The 21,333-nt window shown below is 42.8% G+C and carries 6 protein-coding genes; all 6 read left to right on the forward strand.

What is annotated here, in order from left to right; all coding sequences use genetic code 11:
• Window positions 1-12 precede the first annotated feature (12 nt).
• Window positions 13-2,397, forward strand: a complete 2,385-nt coding sequence (locus tag ACX0G9_RS23000; protein WP_459067315.1) for a hypothetical protein — start codon at window positions 13-15, stop codon at window positions 2,395-2,397.
• Window positions 2,398-2,409: 12 nt separating this feature from the next.
• Entirely contained in the window at window positions 2,410-3,516 is a 1,107-nt protein-coding gene (locus tag ACX0G9_RS23005; RefSeq protein WP_459067316.1) for a hypothetical protein, read from the forward strand.
• 18 nt (window positions 3,517-3,534) lie between these two features.
• Window positions 3,535-10,536, forward strand: a complete 7,002-nt coding sequence (locus ACX0G9_RS23010) for a hypothetical protein (RefSeq protein ID WP_459067317.1) — start codon at window positions 3,535-3,537, stop codon at window positions 10,534-10,536.
• A 145-nt stretch (window positions 10,537-10,681) separates the two neighbouring features.
• Complete coding sequence (locus tag ACX0G9_RS23015) at window positions 10,682-11,419, forward strand: hypothetical protein (RefSeq protein ID WP_459067318.1); 738 nt, start codon at window positions 10,682-10,684, stop codon at window positions 11,417-11,419.
• Window positions 11,420-11,461: 42 nt separating this feature from the next.
• On the forward strand, window positions 11,462-19,321 hold the full coding sequence (locus tag ACX0G9_RS23020; RefSeq protein ID WP_459067319.1) for an RHS repeat domain-containing protein: 7,860 nt from the start codon (window positions 11,462-11,464) through the stop codon (window positions 19,319-19,321).
• 1,539 nt (window positions 19,322-20,860) lie between these two features.
• Window positions 20,861-21,333, forward strand: a 473-nt coding sequence (locus tag ACX0G9_RS23025; RefSeq protein WP_459067320.1) for a hypothetical protein, incomplete at its 3' end; no start/stop codon positions are given.

The raw sequence follows: 21,333 nt of genomic DNA on the forward strand, positions 1-21,333 counted from the left end.
ATCATATTGATAATGGGCTGTTTGTCTGGATGGAATGCCGTCGGACAGCAAAAATCATTGGCCGATACTTCCGTTAATGGAAAGGATTCTTCAGGAATGAGCCTGGGAATTCCTTTCCCCGTGCGGAGCACCTGTAAGGGAAATTCTATATCCTACTATCTTATCATGGAAAAGCAGCCGGTGCAAAAAGGACCATTTCGAAGGCCTCCGGTCATACCAGCGGATAAGGTAATTCCCGCTGCGCGGAAACGCTTTCTACAAGTGCATGGGAATGTTTTATATGATCTTAATTACCGGTCAAATATCGATACGCCTTATGCGGAAAGGGAAGTTTATCAGCATACGGTGCAATCTTACCTGGATATCACCTATAAAGACCATTATCCTTTCCGGGTATTTTTAACAACAAGGTTCAGCAATTCTTCCTTGTTCCGGAACTTTTCTGATCTGAATCTGCAATACAATGCCAGGGATTTTAATAATAAGGTTCGCAGACAAGTACAAAATTTACTGACGAATTGGGGTATGGATTCGCTGGACAGGTTAAAGAAAGGGCTGGAAATTAAGGAAAAGAACTACTATTCCCTGAAGAACTGGCTGGGTAACTCCACCCAAATACAACGAGTAATAGCGGAAAGAGAGGATAAGTGGCTTCGGGACCTTCATGAAAAGGAAAAGCGAAATCATAAGATTCCGACTGGGGGATTTTCTACCGGGAAACCTGCTCTGGAATACCCTGAACTTTTGAAAGGGCTTCCTGCCGGAAGGTTTAAATTTCCAGGCTCCGGACGGGATCTTGCTTCTCTGGACAAGGCTGATACAGGTACTGACAATAACACTAAAATAGCGGAAAGAGCCGATAGCATAAAGAGCTCTCTTTCTTCCTATGCCTGCCAATACGATAGCGTGAAAACTAAACTGGACTCGTTGGGAAAAGAGATTGATGCGTTAAAGACCCAATACCAGAAATTAGCAGGTTTGCAGCAAAAGAACTCCGGCCAGGCAAAAAAAGAAATAGATCAGATTTCCAGCGGCCGGGAACTGGAAGAGAAATTAAAGTCCTTACAGGTTTCGGACAGCTCATTGCCAAAAGGATATCAGCGCCTTTATTCGGTAAAGTCATTCGGTATAGGCAGAACCATGCTGGATTATTCGGAATTATCTGCGAAGAATATAAGTATTACCGGTGTCCAGGTAGAATATACGCCATCCGCCTATATGGCCTTAGCTGTCGGAACCGTCGATTACCGCTTCCGGGATTATACCTTACAAAACCCAGGTAAAGGTCAGTACATCGGCCTCGTACGATACGGAAGGGGTAAAAAAGAAGGAAACAATATCATTGCGACTTATTATGCCGGTAAACGGCAATTATACAATTCATATACGAATGGGCAAGGTGCGGCAATTCCTAATTACAGCTTGATGGGATTTACCCTGGAGGGCCGTTACAAGGTCCACCGGACAACGACATTGATCGCGGAAGTGGCCAAGTCTTCTTCACCCTATTACAGTCTGGATAGCAGCCAGCGGCATAATATACTGGGGAGCTCTTTAAAAATGAATGAACGTTCCAATGAAGCCTATTCGATCAAACTTAATTCCTTTTTACCTTCCACTCAAAGCACGATTACTGCTTCCTATCGTCATTTTGGCTCCAATTTTCAATCCTTCAGCCTGTTCACCACCGGCACCGAACAAATCGCCTGGTCGGTAAGAGTGGATCAGCCATTCTTCCGGCGTCATTTGCTGGTCACGGGTTCGATCCGGACCAATGATTTTACCAATCCCCTGCTAAATGCTTCCTATAAAAGCACTACGGTATTTAAAAGTATCCAGGCCACACTGAGGCTTAAAAAATGGCCGACTCTTTCTGCGGGTTATTTTCCCAGTTCGCAGATCACTAAGATCAAGGATGATCACTTCCTGGAAAATCTTTTTTATACCCTTACTGGCAGTATCAGTCATGTATACCGTGTAAAGGATCTTTCCCTGATCAGTATGCTCCTGTATACACAATTCTATAACAAAGTAACAGATACCAATTTTGTGTATTTCAATACAAAGAACCTCCTGTTCAGTCAGCAAGCCTTTTTAGGGCCATTGACAGCACAATTGCAGGTCTCCGCTGCTGTCAATACCACCTATAACCTGTATGTGATTGATCAGAAGGTGGATTATCAGGTAAGAAGATGGTTGTCGCTGGGAGCCGGGATAAAATATAATAAACAAACCGTCTATAGTGTTACCCAGTTGGGTTATAGCGCCAATGCCACCGTAAAAGTTCCTGCCTTGGGTGAATTCCGTTTGATGGCGGATAAGGGATTTATACCGGGCAACAACAAACAGCTGGTAGAAAATAAGGTAGGAAGATTGACCTATTTAAAAGTATTTTAAAATTCAACAGGTATGTATAAAAAGCTATTTATTGTATTGCTGGTTTGGTGGCTTGTCAATAATATCAGTTTGCAGGCACAGGTGACCCTGGCCCTGCAAGTACCCCCTGTTGGCGTCATGCAAAAAAGTCAGTTGTGGAATATGGCCCTGATCAATACGGGCGATGCGGGCATCAATGTAATGATCGAACTGACTTTACTGAGTGCAAAGGATAACCAGCCTGTGTTAAGGGCTACCACCCGGCCAATATTCCTGTTCAAGGGCACCACGCAGATAAATGCTAAGGATGTGGCGCCGGTGCAATACAACTATTTATCGCCTGTATTTAATGTAGACCGGGATCCAAATGGATTTTTACCGGTAGGGAATTACAAGGTCTGTTATGCCATTATTCAGGGTGGGGGACATGCGGAAGCTCCTTTAACGGAAGATTGCCTGCCTGAAGAAGTTCAACCCCTGAGCCCTCCTCAATTAAATCTCCCATCCGATACAGCTTTGGTGGAAACTGCTTATCCGCAATTCGTGTGGCTTCCGCCTTTGCCTGTAAATCTTTTCAGCAACCTGACCTATGATATGCTGATCGTTGAAGTATTGCCGGGTCAGGGATCTTATGAGGCTATTCAACAAAATATACCCGTTTATAATATCAGCCAATATAAAAATATGGTCCATCAGTACCCCGCATCCAATAAATCCCTGGATACCGGTCGTATATATGCCTGGAGGGTAATTGCCAAAAACGAAGATGAATTTGTTGCCCAGAGCGAGGTATGGACTTTTAAGCTTGCTGCCGGCAAACCGGCCCCGATAAGACCTTCCAATGGGAATTATATTCCGTTGAGGAATAGTAATGACGAATCTACGGGTCAGCAAATGCTCACGGAACGGATAATCGGTATCAAATACTATTCATTTGACAGAGAGCATGAGACATCGGTGAGGTTCTTAACAAGAGATGGAAAGGAGGTCCGTTCAGTAAAAGAAAAAATTGTTTATGGAGAAAATTACCTTGCGTACAAGTTAAATGCCTCCTTTCAGGAAGGTAAATTATACCTGATCGAGTTAACCGACGTGCAAAAACAAAAATTCACCGCCGCCTTTATCCTAAAAACTAACTAACCCAATCAAAAGAGCTTTATGATCCAGCTTTTAGCGACCTCTTATCATAAAAGGATTGCATTCGTATTATTCTTACTTTTCGATCTTTCTTTTGTGTTTTCTCCTTTGGCATATGCCAAATCCCTAGTTCACGACGGGTCTGGGTATTATCCGGTTTCGCTTTATGAACGCAAATTAAGAAAATCCCCGTCAGGCTTTCCGGGAATTGAAAACCACCATCCCAAAACCCTTGACAATAAAGCTCCCTTTTCAGTTAGGAAAAAAAATATTGGAGGCCCCAACCAACCGGAAATGGCCACTTTTAAGTCAGTAAGTTCGGATAATCTGGTCAACCTTTTTACAGGTGATTTTAGTTATAACATCCCTTTGTTGGACGTTGGGGGATACCCGGTAAATATTTTTTATTCCGGTGGAATAGGAATGGAACAGGAAGCTAGTTGGGTGGGATTAGGTTGGAATATTAATCCTGGCAATATCAGCCGGAATATGCGTGGGATTCCGGATGATTTTAATGGGTCGGATGTATTGACCCAGAAGCAGAACATGAAACCAAATAAAACCTGGGGAGTGAGTTATGAGGGAGATATGGAGAATTTTGGAATTAAGCGATTAGGCCTGACGGCGTCAGCGGGTTTTTCCTTTAATAACTATCTGGGGCCGGCGATGGAAGTAGCCATAAAGGGAGGAACTAATCGTAATATAATGAACAAAGTGTTATCTGAAAAATCTGCAGATGATCCTCCTGTCTTGAATCTTAACGGAGGTGTTGGATACACCGCCAATTTAAATTCCCGGGAAGGTTTGACGATGTCACTCAATATTTCTCTTACGGCTGGATTATTTAAGGAGGAGTCATTCGCATCCATGGGATTTAGTGCAGCAACCAGTTATAATTCCAGGATCGGGATAAAATCGCTGCAAATCAGAGACCAAATGAATTTTAATGCCAATAACCTGGCCATGTATATACTCAGCAAGGCTATGTCCGGGAAAACTCTTTACAGTACTTCTATCAGTTTTGCTCGTCCCAGCTACCTGCCGGCCATACGTATGCCGATAGATAATTTTGCCTATTCCGGCCATTTTCAGTTAGGACCCGGCTTGGGTGGTCAATATGCTTCTTTCGAAGTGGATGCCTATAAACAAACTGCTTCCATAAATAAGGATAGGATAACCCAGCTAAAACCAATGGTTGGTTATTTGTATGCAGAAAATGCAGTAAATAATCCGAATGCGGTCATGGATTTTACCCGGTTCAATGATAAAGAAGTGACGCCTCATACCCCCATTATATCTGCTCCGCAATATACCTACGATGTTTTCTCCATACAGGGCGAGGGAACAGGTGGGAGCATCAGGCCCTACCGGAATGATCTTGGAGTGGTAAGGGACAATCTGACGACCTCCCAGGATGGTAGTGCCAGTTTCGGTTTAGACCTCGGACCTCCCGGTCATTTTGGTGGTAACGGAGCTTTTGTGGAAACGCCTTCTACTATTGGAGATTGGCGGGAGGGGAATAAACTGCGAATAGCCATCCCTTTCAAGGCGCCCGCCAGTGCTAGTCTGGAAAATGTTTTTTTCCGCAACCCGGGGGAGACTACCGTTGTGAATACCGGTGATCTTACTTCGATAGGCGGAACAGACCTGGTGCGGTTTCAGGTATCGGGAGACCCGCATAACCCTGTGGCAGAACCTATTTTAGACCGGGTTTCCCAAAATATGGATATACTGGGTACGGTTAACGTGAATGACTACAAACCAGCCAATCGTAAAAAACGTACCCAGGTTATCGATTTTCTGACAGCACAAGAGGCATCGAAAATCGGATTGGATAAAAGGATAAAAATTTATAATAGTCAAAGTATTTGGGATAATACTTCCAGAAAATTAAGGTACGATAGCATCGAAAGGGTCAGCGATTATCGCAAAGGTCATCATATATCCCAGATCAATGTCACGGAGTCCAATGGAAAACGATATGTCTATGGTATACCTGTCTATAACAGCCTCCAGCGGGACTTTACTTTTACTGTTTCAAATAGTACGAAAAATACTCCTCCCGATCAGGAAAAGATAGGCTATGACCCAAGAGATAAGAGTCCTATAGAAAATCAGTCTTTAGATGGCAACGGGGGAAAGGATGGTTATGTTCAGGTGACGGAAACACCGGCTTATGCCCATTCATTTTTGTTGTCCGGTTTATTGTCTCCTGATTATGTAGATGTGACAGGAAATGGTATTTCGGAAGATGATCTGGGGAATGCGGTAAAGTTTAATTATACAACTACTATCCAAACGGCAAATAAACTGACCCAGCATAAATGGCGAACTCCGACGGAAGCAGGCACTGCCAATTTTTACGCAGGCAAACGGTCAGAAATTAAGGATGACAAGGGGATAATTGCCTATGGAGAAAGGGAATCCTGGTATTTGCATTCCCTTGAATCAAAAACTATGATCGCTATATTCCTTTTAGGGAATAGAAAAGATGCAAAAGGAGTGAAAGATGATGACGGAGGAGTAGAACCTACTGATAATTCGAGTAAACTGCTCAATGAGATAAGATTATACAGTAAGGCCGACCTGACCAAAAATGGTTTTGATGGGGCCAAGCCAATAAAAACCGTTCATTTTGTATATAGTTATAAGCTCTGCCAGGGAACACCGGATAATCCTGAAGGGGAGAGAAATGCTGCTAATATTTTAGAAAAAGGGAAATTGACACTGGATGAGATCTATTTTACGTTTAATGGAAAAAATACAGTTGACAATAAAAGCCGGTATGCATTTTCCTATGTGAATTGTGATGAGACCGGAAATCAACCATACCTTTCCAATGCTTCGGACAGGTGGGGGACCTATAAGAACCCGGCTCAGAATCCCGTAGGAATAAAGAACAGCGATTTTCCTTATACACCCCAGGAAAATTATGGCCATACTACGCCAATTAAGACTGACCTGGATTTGAATGCATCTGCCTGGTCCCTAAAGAAAGTATTATTGCCTTCCGGCGGGCAGATCGAAGTGAATTATGAGAGCGATGATTATGCTTTCGTCCAGAACAAGCGTGCCATGGATATGATGGCTATTGCAGGATTCGGAAATTCTCCGTTTACTTATAATAACCGGTTATATAATAACGGGGGAAAGGGTTCCGGATCGGAAAATAATTATTTATTTGTTAAAGTCCCTGAGCCATGCGTCAGCGATTTGGAAGTTTTTCAAAAATATCTGAAAGATGTCGACCAATTTGCGATAAGGCTTGCCGTAAACATGCCCAAAGGGATGGAAATGATAACGGTCTATGCTAATTTCGATAAAGTTTCCTCCGGACCGTATTACGGAAAATTTGATCAATCGACAATTTGGATAAGATTGGCACCCGTAAATGGGTTGAGCCCTCTTTCTTTAACCGCACTTGAATTTCTTCGTGAGCAGCTGCCGGGACAAGCATATGAATCCTATGATATTGCTGACGATGCCCCTTTGGAGCAGGTTGCCTCTATGTTGAGAAGCTGGCGAACAAGTTTATTTCATCCTTTTTCCGACCCCATTTTGACATTTAGAGGTGTCGGGAAAGCACAGATGGTAAATCTGGAGAGGTCTTTTGTCCGTCTTAATGACCCGGATGGGACTAAATATGGAGGAGGCAGCAGGGTAAAGTCTGTAATACTAAAGGATAACTGGAAAGCCATGACCGGCCAGTTTGGCTCGGTATACACACAGAATTACGATTATACTACCACCGAGTTTTTTAATGGAAAGGAAAGAACGATAAGCAGTGGAGTTGCCTCCTATGAACCTGCGATCGGAGCAGAAGAAAACCCATTTCATACAATTGAACAGGTTGCTGACAAATTACCGCTAGGCCCTACTTCTTACGGTTCAGTGGAAATGCCGGTACTGGATGCTTTTTTTCCTGCACCACTGGTTGGTTATAGCAAGGTAACCGTTACATCGGTTCCCAATACAAAACTTAATTCGCAGCAACAAAAGTCAAGGTCCGGAATAGGACGTCAGGTAACGGTATTTGTTACAGCTAAGGACTTCCCGGTCTTCGTTAGCCAAACGAAACTGGATCCTACAGTCGACAAACAGGCGCACGATGCGTCAACCCAAGACTTTTTCTATAAATATGCCTTCGACAGCAGGGCATTGTCTCAGGGTTTTCTCGTCGAGGTAAATGACATGCATGGTAAACTGAAATCACAGACTTCGTATGCTGAAAATGATCCCAAACAAATAGTTAACTATACCGAGAATTTTTATAGAAATACAGGGTCAAAGGGATTGGGGGAAATGTTCGATTTTGTTTCAGCTTCCCGGGGAGGGATTATTACACCGGGCAATATGGGAATAGACATCGAACTAATGACCGATACCCGTGAATTTTCCGTGAAAAGTTCCAGTTTCGAACTGCAGGTAAACGTGGATGAAATCATTCCCATTCCTCCTTTTTGGTTGCTTTTTCCATGGCCTGTAGAAGGGAACAGCGAAAATACTTACCGGGCGGTTACTACCACCAAAGTGATCAATTATCATAGTATCGTGGATTGTGTGGTTGTTATGGATAAAGGAAGTGTGGTATCTACAAAAAATCTTGTTTTTGATGAGGAAACTGGTGATGTGATTGTGTCCCGCACGAACAATGAATTCAATAAACCTATCTACAATACGGCTTACCCTGCATGGTGGGCTTATAGCGGTATGGGACCGGCCTATAAGAATTCAGGTGTAATTTATACCGGAATCAATTTTTACGATGGACGGGTTACGAACCTGCCGCTTGCCAATGATGTTTTTGAAAGCGGGGATGAGCTTTTTGTCACGGATAATGGAAATGATAATACTTCCTGTATAAAGGGTTCGGATGAAGTATCCAAAATATGGGTTTTCGATAAAAATAAGAATAATACATCCCTTACGGTTCCGAGTAAAGATCTTGTCTTTATGGATGAAAATGGTAATTTATTTACCAGGAATCTGGTAGGTTTCAGAATAGTCAGGAGTGGGAAACGGAATATGCTGGATGCAAGGGTTGCCGGGGTAGTGTCTATGGTCAGCCCGATACTTACCTCGGGATCTACAAAAAAACTTTTTATAGACAATACCTGCGATGTAATAAATGGGAATGCAGCGGAGTTTAAAGAAAAGTGGGCAACCGACAGAGAAAATGTGGGAACCTTCAAAAAAATTCCGGACCCCCTGGATGCGTGTAGTACTATTGAAGTGATAGATTGTAATGGATACCTGAAAAAAAATATCAATCCTTATGTTTATGGATTATTAGGAAATTTCCGGGCCTACCGGAGCCAGGTATTCTACGATACCAGGGCTGAATTTGATCCCTTGGTAGCTACCAACCTTTCTAAAAACGGGTTTTTAAATAATTTTAAATTGTATTGGGACTTTAACGGCTTCAATAATCTTGTTCCTGACTTTGCTAATACAAAATGGACCTGGAATAGTCAGATCACCAAAGTGAATGCAAAGGGTTTGGAAGTGGAAACCGTCGACCCTCTGGGGATTTACACTTCGGCCCAATATGGTTTCAGCAAGACGATGCCGGTAGCGGTTGCCAATAATGCGGGTTCCGCAGAGATGTTTTATGAGGGTTTTGAAGATTATACGTATACCAATGGATTTACTGCGATTGATTCTGCAGCCTGTCCCAATAAAAAGCATATCGATTTCAATGGTTTACCGGGAGCCGGCTTATTTGATGCAGGTGCAACCCCTGACAGTGCCCATACTGGAAAGTATTCCTTGAAGGTTAGCCCGGGGTCATCCCAGACTGTTAAATCTTTTTTGGTGAAAACCCCGGTTCAGGATGATTTTACGGTGAACCTGGAATCTTTTACTCCCAAGGTCTTGTCTGATCCAGGAGGAGTGTTAGAGCAAATTAGTGCTACGCCACATGATTATCTTGTTGCACCAGATATAAATTTTTATAATTTTGGAGTAGATAACTGGATGTTTTTATTCGATACTTGTATTTATGATGGAAGGGCAAATCCTTGTTTTCATAATTATAATGCGCAAACGATTCAGTATACCGAAGTTACGCAAACAGGAACTTATAACTTTGAGCTAAAATATGATTTTCATTGTGACCCTCCGTTTGCAAATCAATATAATATTGACCTTTTGGTTTATGTGATGGATGGAAACGGGCGGTTGATAACGACCTTTGATGTAGGTACCTACGCAAATTTAAAACAAAAGATTTTTCCGATTTATCTCTGTAAAGGGTTTTACTCATTCAGAACGGTTATGGTGAATAATTATGCAGGTTCAACTATGCATCCGAGTTCCTGCACCAAGCTCGAATTTTACTCTTTTTTACATGATGGACCTGCTCCCTTGATAACTTACAAAAGTTATAGTACTTCTGATGGTTGTCCGAGGACACTGCCTGCTCCTGCAACGGAAAAGATGTTAAACCCGGTCTTCACTGTTCCTGCAGATAAAGAAATGATCTTTAGCGCCTGGGTTCGGGAAAGCTGTTCATCAGGTGGCTCTGGAACTCCATGTAATTCTGTAGCCTATACCAACAGTAAGATCAAAGCCCAGTTTTTAAATTCCGGTGGCCAGGTTATTCAACAGGTGGAATACGATGTTAATGGGTATCCCGTGAGCCCGGCTCCGTCGTTAGCCGAAATTGTTTTTGCCCCTGTCGGTCCGGTTATTAATGGGTGGCAACGTATTCAAGGATATTTTAAAGCTCCGCAGAATGCTGCCAAAATGAATCTGACTTTTGTGAATGCAGGTAACCTGTCTAATTACTTCGATGATATTCGTATTCATCCCTTTAATTCGAATATGAAAAGTTATGTGTTCGATCCCTTTACTTTAAGATTGACGGCTGAATTGGATGCGAACAATTACGCCAGCTTTTATGAATATGATGAAGAAGGGACGCTTATCCGGACAAAGGCAGAAACACGACAGGGAATTAAGACAATCAAAGAAACCAGGAGTGCCAAACAAATGAATATTATGGTCCCTCAATGTAATTAAGAATCTTACGATGATTGTTATTATACGAAGTTTTAAAAATTTTAAGAACCTCATGGATAAATCTTTTTTAATCCTACTGTTTTCAATACCGTCTTTTCTATTTACGTTGGAGGGGAAAGGGCAGGAGGTAGATACCCTGGCTGGAATGAAAAAATTTATGCTGGTATGTAACCTGTACAAGCAGTTGCCTTTGCAAATGGAGTTAAGCCTGGAAAACCGGACTAATCTTATTCGAAGTTCGGAAGACACCATTCACTTGCAGGCAACATTTTTTTTGCAAAAAGATGGGTCTTACATCCGGTTTGGCGAGACTGAGCAGATAGCGGAGGATAGTTTACTGCTTATTGTAAGTGACAAAGTAAAACAAATGATTCTTCGCCCGAATCATCGGTCATTGGAAAATCAACTTAAACAATATTCGGGGATTCAAATTAACGATTCCTCCTTATTAAAAATGGCAGCAGGTTTTACGGCTGTTTTTCTACCCGTAAGGAAAGACACATCTGTTGTTCGGCTAAGAAGCAGGCCTTTGCTGACTTTTACAGATAGGGCAAAGGAAGAAGTGACGGTAAAGTATAATTCTGCTAAAAATTATCCATTTGAAGTGACCCAGGTTAAACGAACCTTAGTACCGGTAACCGATTCCGTTTATACGATTTTGTTGGATAAACCGGAGTTCAAAAAAGATTTAGTGAAGGTATCGGACTCTGCATATTTTATTATCAGGGAACAGATATCGGTTTTTGTTTATAAGGAAATAAGGCATGATCAAGGGAAAAAAATACCTGTCTCCATATGCGATAGACTCGTTGCGGATATTTCCAATGGATACATACCTGTGAAAGCGTATGGTGAATACCGGCTGACCAATCATGTAAAATAGACCAATCCAGGAGATATTATTATTAAAATTAATAGAAATAAAATGGATACGATCAGGCCGAAAAGAAGGAAAGCAGGTAGGCTTTATTCGATCTTGCCGTTCTTACTTAGTATTTTATGGATCACACTAGGTAGCGTAAAAGTAAATGCGCAGGATGGTGGAGTGACAAAAAAATGCATTTCCCGTATATCAGGTGCGGCTGGAAGTATTTATAATGGTTCCTGGGTTGATTTGCCTTATATTTCTGAGGGGGAACAGGATCAAAAGATAAAGAATATAGTTTCTTTGGTGCTTAATGAGGAAAGTTCTTCTTTTATCCCGGAGGATTTTACCGCTTCGGTAACAGTAAGTGTAGAATACGGAGCTTCCTCTACTTCTACCACTTCCCTTACGAAGGTACTCTCGATAAATTACAAGAAAGCAGGCGGAAGTACTTTTAATCCTAAGCAGTATCTAAGTTTTGAGAATGCGAAATTTGTAAAAGTAACCGTTGTTGGTTTTGATGCGCCCACTCTTTCTAATGGAGTAAATACGATTAGTTTATTGACCGTAGAGAACGAGATGATAATCAAACGATTTTTTACGATGTCAGTGACCAGTTCGACTCCTGTTCCAACCATTTCTGCACAGCCGCTTACGAGTGCACCCGTTCCGGATGTTTTGCCTGTTTCCTGGGAATGGGCAGCAGGATTGGGGAATAACCTGGGCCAATTGGAGTGGGTCTGGCTTAGGGAGGATTTGAAATCCGGGTATTCCGGTACAGGCGGCATAAATTACCCCCTTTTATTCCAGAACAATTCTACAAGAGTGGATTTACCATTAGATATGGTAAAGTATGAAATTCCCTTGTTTTATGATGGGCTCGGTGTCCTTTATTACCGGATCAGGGCTGTTAACCGAAATGCCTCAGGAACTGAGATTTATGGGCCATGGTCGGCTGTAGGAGCTTATTCGTTTGCCGGTCACAATAATAGTTTAAACTGGCAGGTCGTCACCTCTTTTGCGGAAGAAGGGAAAAGGAAATCGGTAGTACAATATTTCGACGGCTCATTACGCATGCGTCAGACGGTAACTAAAGATAATACGACGAACACTACTCTGACGGCTGAAACGCTTTATGATGGACAGGGGAGACCAGCCATACAAATATTGCCGGCTCCTGGAATCAATTCTATTGTAGCTTATACGAAGAACTTAAATCTTTTCAATACGCAAATTCCAGATGAGGACCCGGGGCTTAATTTTGATCTTCAGGCAATCGTCGCTGGAGTCAGCGCCACCCCTCCATTAAAAATAAACAGCTGGACTGCTCAGTATTACAGCAATGCTAATCCGGAGGTTACCCAGGATGCGAATGGTAATCTACCCAATGCAGAAGGTTATCCTTATTCGGTAACTCGATACACACCGGATGGGACCGGAAGGATTATGAGCCAAAGTGGCGTTGGAAATTCCATGAAAATGGGATCTGGCAGGGAAACGAAATATTATTATGGAACCGCTTTCAAAGAAGATCTGGATGGCCTGTTCGGATTAGAGGCTGGCATTACTTCCCATTATTTTAAAAACATGGTCAAGGATGCCAATGGTCAGATGAGCGTCAGTTACGTGGATATGCATGGCCGTACGATTGCTACCGCCCTTGCAGGAGCTGCTCCTCCCGGAATGGTGGCGTTGGATCTTAATGCTACGCATTATCCCGGGCAGGCAGGGACGCTGATTACCCGGAGTTTATTGGACAAGAACAATAATATGGTCAAGGGAAATGACATCGAATCGGTAACCAGCATTTTAGTGCCCGCATCAACCACCTATAATTTCAGGTATGCACTCACTCCCGATGCCCTTCCCTTGGATCAATGCGACGGCCCAAAGGTTTGTTATGATTGTATGTATGACCTGGAGATTTCGATTTCGGATGAATCCGGGGATCTTCCTCCGATCGTACGAAAATTTAGCAATGTAAAACTTTCCGCTGACAATGCCTGTAACACCGCTGTTACCCCTTTTGAAAATACAAGTGATCCGGGTGTATTATCCGTAATTGCTGATAATGTGATTACCTTCTCTGAATTCTTTCAGCCCGGATCGTATTCGGTTAGAAAAACCCTTACGGTAAGCGAATCCGTTTTACAAACATTCAGGGACAAATACCTGGAAATAGGCCTTTGCAAAACGGAGCAGCAACTTATTGATTCTGTTTATAATGCATTGAAGTCTTCTTCCGGATGCGATAATCCTCCTTCTACCATTCCACCATGCGTGTCCTGTTCGACGGCCTTAGGAGATTTTGCAACTTACAAGAGTCAGTATTTGAACAATATGACCGGTAGCAGGCCTTCAGATGACCAAATACTGACAGAATACAACGCTAAGAAACTGCGTTGCAATGATCTTTGCACGGATGTCTCCCATAAATTAGCCACTATCCGCAAGCTAATGCTTTCGGATATGATACCTTACTTCGGCCAATATGCTACCGATCCATCTAAGGGAAGGACAGATCTTATGTACAGGCGGTATGACATATTTTCTCCGAATAATCCTACCGGAATACCCTATTACAAACAACCTTTTTATATTGGTAAGACTGATGTAGGCTATTATTATGATGGAGTGGGAAATATCGATCTAAGTATTCATCCGCTAGGGAAACACCCTGCCGGAACCCCAGATTTCCCTAATCACGACCTGGATAATGTCAGCACTCTGGATTTTGTCCGGCTGTTTTCACGATCCTGGGCTGGATCGTTATTGCCCTATCATCCGGAATATGCCCGGTTGGTTTTCTCCGAGGATCATCTTCAACCTTCTTATGACTGGATTGAGAAATTCAATAAGATAACTTCGTTTTCCCAGGCCCAAACAAATTTTTTTCCTAATAACAATAATGTTGCGGATCTGGACCTGTTTTTTACCCTTGTTCCCGAGAAAAAATCGGCCATGATAACCATGGAGACGAGCTCCTATCAAAATGGTATGGGGCTTTGGAAGATTGCTTATGGCAGCGCAGTATGTAAAACAATATCCAATTTAGAGAATAGAAAGCTCTGTGTTGAACAGGCTCCAGATCACCCCCCCTTTGCTACGCTTAATGATGAGGAGAAAGATCAGGTGTGGAATAATTTTAAGGCCCTATATATGGTCGCAAGGGATGGATTAGTGACAGACTATTTGAATGCGAATAGTCCCTTACTGGATGGAGATGCACTGGTACCTAATAAATATATTCTTCGATTCCCTGCCAATAGCACCCAAATGGCTTCGCAATATGATTTTACCTGGTATCCGGCTACACCCGGCGCAGGTCCGAATGTCGATATGAATGCCAAGGTAAATGAAGAAAAAGGAACCACATGTAAAGGATATATCGTACAATGGAAACAAGCCTTGCAACAATGCCCGACTATAGCTGCTAAATCGAATAGTGCGGATATAATTGCAGAAATCGTTGCAGGAATGGAGACCGTGTGTGAAAAGGGCGTGGATGAAGCAAATCCTTATGGTGCTTCCGGCGGTGCGCCCGGATGGCCCGGTAATGCCCCCGCCAAAAGTTTTGAAGAGGTGATTAATAACGCTTTTTCGAAATACGGGATAAATAAAAACCAGTTTTGTAATCCTTTTATCATTGAATTCCCAAAACCCTACAACAAAGGACCTGTTAATGAAAAGGAACAAATTACCATATTAGATGCATGCACCTGTACCCAATTTACCAAAATAATGGGTGAGGCATCCGGTAAAGGATATAACCCAGCTGATTTTCAATCTTTAAACCTTTATTTAAAGACCACGTACAATGATAGCCTGACCCAGGTATTGTTTGACAATTTGCAAAAATGCCCTGTTGGATATGAACTCGATAAAATCACCGTTCCTTATACGGTATATGCTGATTGTAATTCTAGCAATCCCTGCGGTGCAGCAGCCAGGGTTGCGCTTTCCGATCATTATTCATCGCCTGATAATTCTGGGATGTGCCCTTTTACCTGTACCTACGATAGCTTAGTCATCATTCCTTATCTTCCCTTACCTGCCCCCCAGCCAAAGCCCGAGTTTTTGAAATGTGGGTTTTCAGGAACACCTGCCTGCATTTCTTGCGCCGGATTAAGTGATCTGGTAGCTGGGTATAAAACTTATTTTAGTGGCTTAGGCTGTGCCCAAGCTCCTTTGTTCTCTTCAGAAAATCTCGAACCGGACCAGATCAGCTACAATATTACTTTTGCGAAATATGTTAATTATAAGACCGGTTTTCAGTATGGTTGGCGAGACTATGCGGATGCGGCCGCGACTGCTGGCTGTAATCTCGCTCAATACGCTTCAAATAGCGCAGCAAGCCAAAATGTAATTTGTCGGGACAAACAGGGAGACGATGAGGTTTTTGTAAAACCATCGCCTTGCCAATTGGTGTACAATATGGCGGTAGAGATTGGGCAATCTCTTTTTAAACAGCGGAAAGAGCAGCTACTTGCAGATTTTGAAGCAGCTTACCGGGCGAAATGTTTATCTGCTAAGAATTTCGAACAATTCAGCGAGCAGGATCTCAGCAGTGAATATCATTATACTTTATATTATTATGATTTAGCCGGCAACCTGGTAAAAACAGTTCCTCCAAAAGGGGTAAGACCGAATTTCAGTGAAGTTTACATAAACCAGGTCGAAACGGCAAGGGCAGATGGAACCTTTGTTGATCCTCCTCCGCATATTTTTACGACCAATTACCGGTATAATAGTTTGAATGGAGTAGTAGCGCAGAATACCCCGGATGCCCAGAATTCGCTGGATGGACAAAATCCGGCGAATCCCCGGATATCAAGATTTTGGTATGATGTTGTCGGCAGGTTGACTGTCAGCCAAAACCCGCAGCAGGATGGGGATGGAAAATATAGTTATACCATCTATGACGACCTGGGCCGGATTACGGAAGTCGGGCAAAAGGCGCAAACAGCTATCATGACTCAGGCAACAAGCCAAAATCCAACAGACCTGAAGAACTGGATTAATGTTGCTCCGGGTGTCAAAGATCAATTAACGTTTACTGTTTATGATGTTGCTGCTTTTGGTATGGGATCGAATCTTACGCAGCAAAATCTAAGGAACCGGGTTAGTTATGTGTATACAAAGAAGTTTGCCACTGATGTAAATCTAAATTCGGCTACTTATTATACGTATGATATTCACGGTAATGTAGATGCCCTGATGCAGGATTATATAGGAATTACGACTGCTCCTACAGATCGGTACAAAAGGATTTTTTATAATTATGATCTGATCAGCGGGAAGGTAAATGAAGTTAATTATCAGCCAGGTGAAGTCGATGCTTTTACTCACCGGTATAAATACGATGCGGAGAATAGATTGGTAGGAGTATGGACAAGCCGGGACAACATCGTCTGGGAGCGGGACGCTGCGTATAGTTATTACAAACATGGCCCCCTTGCCAGGACAGTTCTTGGAAAATTACAGCCACAGGCGCTTGATTACAATTATACGTTACAAGGATGGCTGAAAGGCGTTAATGTCGGAAATGTATTGGGAGGGGTAAATGACAACTCCGGGGCCTCCTGTACAGTTGGGACGGCATTGGATGACGCCATTGTAAGCAACCGGCCTGGTGTGAATGGCCCTTCACAATATACGGCACGAAGTACGATTTCCTTTGTGGATGAATTTACCAGTATAGAGCAGGATGAGTTTGAGACCCAGGTTAATACCAGTTTGCCGGTATGTGCGCCGTCCGGGACCTCAGGTGCCGGACAACCGGGAGGAGCGGAGGCATTTCCTGTGGGCCGTGACGCTTATTCATTCAGTTTGCATTATTATCCGGGGGACTACAAACAAATTGGAAATTCAGATCCCGTAACCGGTGTTCTGGAAGCCTTGCAGACCCAGGGTGCCCCTTTATACAATGGCAATATAGCGGCCATGGCAGTGAGTATACCCAAATTGGATGGCTTGGATGGTCCCAAAGTCTACAATTACCATTATGATCAACTCAACCGGTTGTCGGAAATGGATGCATTTAAAGGGCTAAACTTAAGTAACAATACATTTACCCCGATAAAGCTGGATGATTATAAAGAAAAAATTTCATACGACCCCAATGGAAATATATTAACCTATATCAGGCGTGGCAATTCCGATGGCGGAAAGTCCAGGGCGATGGATAGCCTGACTTATGACTATTTTCCCAACACCAACCGTTTGAGGCATATAGCGGATAATCCCGGTTATACGTCAAACTATGCCGAAGATATTGACAACCAACCGGCAGCTGAAAACTACAAATACGATAAGATAGGCAACCTGGTATTCGATGATGCGTCAGACATCACCAATATTGAGTGGACGGTATATGGAAAGATAGCGGCCATTACCAAGAGGACTGGAAGTAACCTTTCATATACCTATGATGCAGGAGGTAACCGGATCACCAAGACGGTAGGCAATGTCACCACCGTCTATGTCCGGGATGCCCAGGGAAATGTAATGAGCGTATATCAGCAAACGGGCAGCGCTGCATTTCAACAGACAGAGACACATTTGTATGGAAGCAGCCGGCTGGGAGTCTTAAAGGCGCTCACCGTGACTCCGGTTGCCGTGAGCATGGGTACAGGCTCTTTATATGGCACTCCCTTGCTGAGAACCTTTACCAGAGGGGAAAAGCAGTATGAGCTGGGCAACCATTTGGGGAACGTCCTGGCGACCATAACCGATAGAAAAAATGCCGTATCTTCGGCAGGCAACAGCTCTTTGATAGATCATTTTGATGCCGACATCGCCAGCGCCCAGGATTATTATCCGTTCGGTATGCAAATGCCAGGGAGAACGTATAGTAGTGGAAGCTATAGGTATGGGTTTAATGGGAAGGAAAATGATAATGAGGTGAAGGGGGTGGGGAATCAGATTGATTTTGGTTCTCGAATATATGATCCAAGATTAGGAAGATGGCTTGCTGTCGATCCTATGCGGACTGGTTCACCTGGAGAAACGCCGTTCAGGTTTGGGCACAATAATCCAATTCAGTTCAAGGATCCTGATGGAAAATGGGAGGAGGATGGCCATTTTTGGACAGTTTATGCGATGGGAATTACGCTGGGACTAAACAAAACGGATGCGAGGGCCCTTGCCGTAGCTGCGGAATGGTATGATCATGTTGTTCATTCTGATAATAGCATGACTATTCAGAAAATACCTGGAAAGGAATGGATGGCTTGGGGAAAAGATGGAGGGATTGGGACTTGGGCCGACCCAGAGTGGCAAAAAACTATGCATGGATTAACAGGCGGCCCCCAAAACCAATTGCTACCCAACGTTATAACAGAAATAATTGGCGGTAATTTATTTCAATTGCATACTTTGGGAGATGCTTGGGCACATAGTTACATCGATGAGAAGAATGGTGAAAGATTAATGTACGGTCAACACGGCAGGAATGAACCAAAGTGGGCAGGACTGGCAAGGTCGGTTCTTGGAGATATTACTTTCGAACATGCTAAAGGTGGGCTGGAAAATGGGCAGGTTGCTGATAACATTGCAGATAGACCTGTTGCATATGGGGAATATGTTAAAGACTTAGAAAATGTTTTTTACCTAGCATTTCGTGACAAGGTTAAAGTTGCTAGTGCGCCTGGATTGGAAATATTTGATTATGTCCAAAAAAATGGGAAATCTAAGGATGCAAATATTTATTTACTCAGTTCTTTTGTTGACTTGAAAACAGGTACGATGTCTTTTACTACTGAAAATAAAGAATATGCAGAAAAATGGCAGGGCTATTTAAAATTGATGGGAATTAAGTATTCTTCATCAACCACAACATCAACTACGTCTACTTCACTCGGTACAGGAAATAGTCCAAGTGTTACAACAACGCATTATGAAACAAAAATTACACCATAAATAACTAAAAGAGGTAGGCTAATAGAATGAAAACAAAAATTTCGAAGACTTTGTCATTAATCCTTGCGAAAACTTTTTTTTCTAGCAGTATAGTGTCTTTCATCGTTTTTCAGGTCTCCAGTGGAATGGGGAGTAAGAGCTTTGAAAAAAAGCAAGGTGACTTTATTGAGGTAATGGTAGGTTTTATATGGATTTTTATTTTAACTTGTTGTTCTTTGACAATATTTTTTAACCTTTTTAAGCGTGTTAGGGATACGCTGATTCTTTGTTTGCTTTCCTTTTTCTTAGGTCCATTATTTGTTATAGTTTTATATGAATATTCCGGCGATCTTGGCAGGGACACAAGTGGTTTCTATATTTATACTGGTTCATTCTTAATATTTCACTTCATATTCTTTATTCGATTTTATATTAATTGTAAAACTATAAAAAACAACATTGCGAAATCAATTTCGTTAGACACTTTTCCACACAGTTGAAAATATTTTTTTATAACTTTTGCAAAACGCCCCGGAGTAGACCGCCCTTAACCTGGTGACCAGAGCCCGCCGTTAAGCTTGGTTGTAGGATGCGTCGCAAATATTATTGGCGAGTTGATGTTTGTCCCATCAATAGCCTGTATGTGAGTTTATACCGTCTGAAGGCATCCTACCAAAAGACATATTAGCGCCTCTCTTTTAAAAAGGCTGTTATAAAAAAGGGCATAAATTAACGAAAACGTTCCGATCAAAATGTCTTGATGCCAGTAATTAATCCAAATGAAGCTGGAATCAATATTGGCATTCTTTATTTACCCTACTTTAAAATAACGGTTTGAAGTTATTCTGGTAAATGCCCGACATGTAAAAAATGTCAAAGGGCATAAGACGGACGTGGTCGATAGTAAATGGCCTCAGTTGCTACAAAGTATCGGTTTGTTTTCTAACAGTTTCCTACCCTATTTTTTTACCGGAAAGCTGGCTGTGTACACCCGCCATCATAAACACCTGATTGAATATGCCCGTAAGTACATAGCGAAGATGAACAAGATCTTCGTTTTAACGACATTCAATTGAATACGGTTTTGTGGGATATTACGGGCCCTTGAGTGTGGACTCCAACAGAACAGGCGGTTGGTAATAGAGATGTTCAAGTCTAGTTCGCTGCCTTCGACGGTACGTGGACTCAATTCGCTCCTCCTTCCCAGGAATTGCTATGCTTTTTCCAGCACTATGCTACACCGGAGGGCATCCTGGCCGCTATATGCTCAAAGCGACATTGCTTTTTCGAGCGGTTCCCATTGCCGATATTGGTTTGGCTGAATTCCCTACTCCTGCTTGGCTATAGCTCTCGCTAATGAGAAAAACTGGTCGCGATGAGCATGATAGCTGCAAACAGGATGCCGAGTGGAAATTAGGAAAGCAAATTGTGGTATTCGGAAAACTGTTGTAGCATCCAATGCGGCGGCCTCGCGTGAGGGATTGGACCGAAAAGCCCGGAGCCTGTGCAGGATGGACGGTGAGGACTTGAAGGGTAAAGCCCGACCCTTGGGGCACGCCCGTGGAAGGCTTGTATGACATTCCTGGTAATGTAAATACGCTTATTCGTTCAGTTTATAATACTCCCCCTTATGACTATTATCCCAATACGAACCGTTTGCGGCATATAGCGGATAATCCCGGTTATACGTCAAACTATGCCGAAGATATTGACAACCAACCGGCAGCTGAAAACTACAAATACGATAAGATAGGCAACCTGGTATTCGATGATGCGTCAGACATCACCAATATTGATTGGACAGTTTATGGAAAGATAGCGGCAATTACCAAGAGGACCGGAAGTAACCTTTCTTTTACCTATGATGCCGCAGGTAACCGGATCACCAAGACGGTAGGCAATGTCACCACCGTCTATGTCCGGGATGCCCAGGGAACTGTAATGAGCGTATATCAACAAACGGGCAGCGCTGCATTTCAACAGACAGAGACACATTTGTATGGAAGCAGCCGGCTGGGAGTCTTAAAGGCGCT

The organism is Flavitalea flava, assembly GCF_054461575.1.

What these genes read in the sequence shown, in the direction of transcription:
- ACX0G9_RS23000 (WP_459067315.1), top strand. Translation starts at nt 13, where the DNA reads ATGGGCTGTTTGTCTGGATGGAATGCCGTCGGACAGCAAAAATCATTG.
- ACX0G9_RS23010 (WP_459067317.1), top strand. Translation starts at nt 3,535, where the DNA reads ATGATCCAGCTTTTAGCGACCTCTTATCATAAAAGGATTGCATTCGTA.
- ACX0G9_RS23015 (WP_459067318.1), top strand. Translation starts at nt 10,682, where the DNA reads ATGAAAAAATTTATGCTGGTATGTAACCTGTACAAGCAGTTGCCTTTG.
- ACX0G9_RS23005 (WP_459067316.1), top strand. Translation starts at nt 2,410, where the DNA reads ATGTATAAAAAGCTATTTATTGTATTGCTGGTTTGGTGGCTTGTCAAT.
- ACX0G9_RS23020 (WP_459067319.1), top strand. Translation starts at nt 11,462, where the DNA reads ATGGATACGATCAGGCCGAAAAGAAGGAAAGCAGGTAGGCTTTATTCG.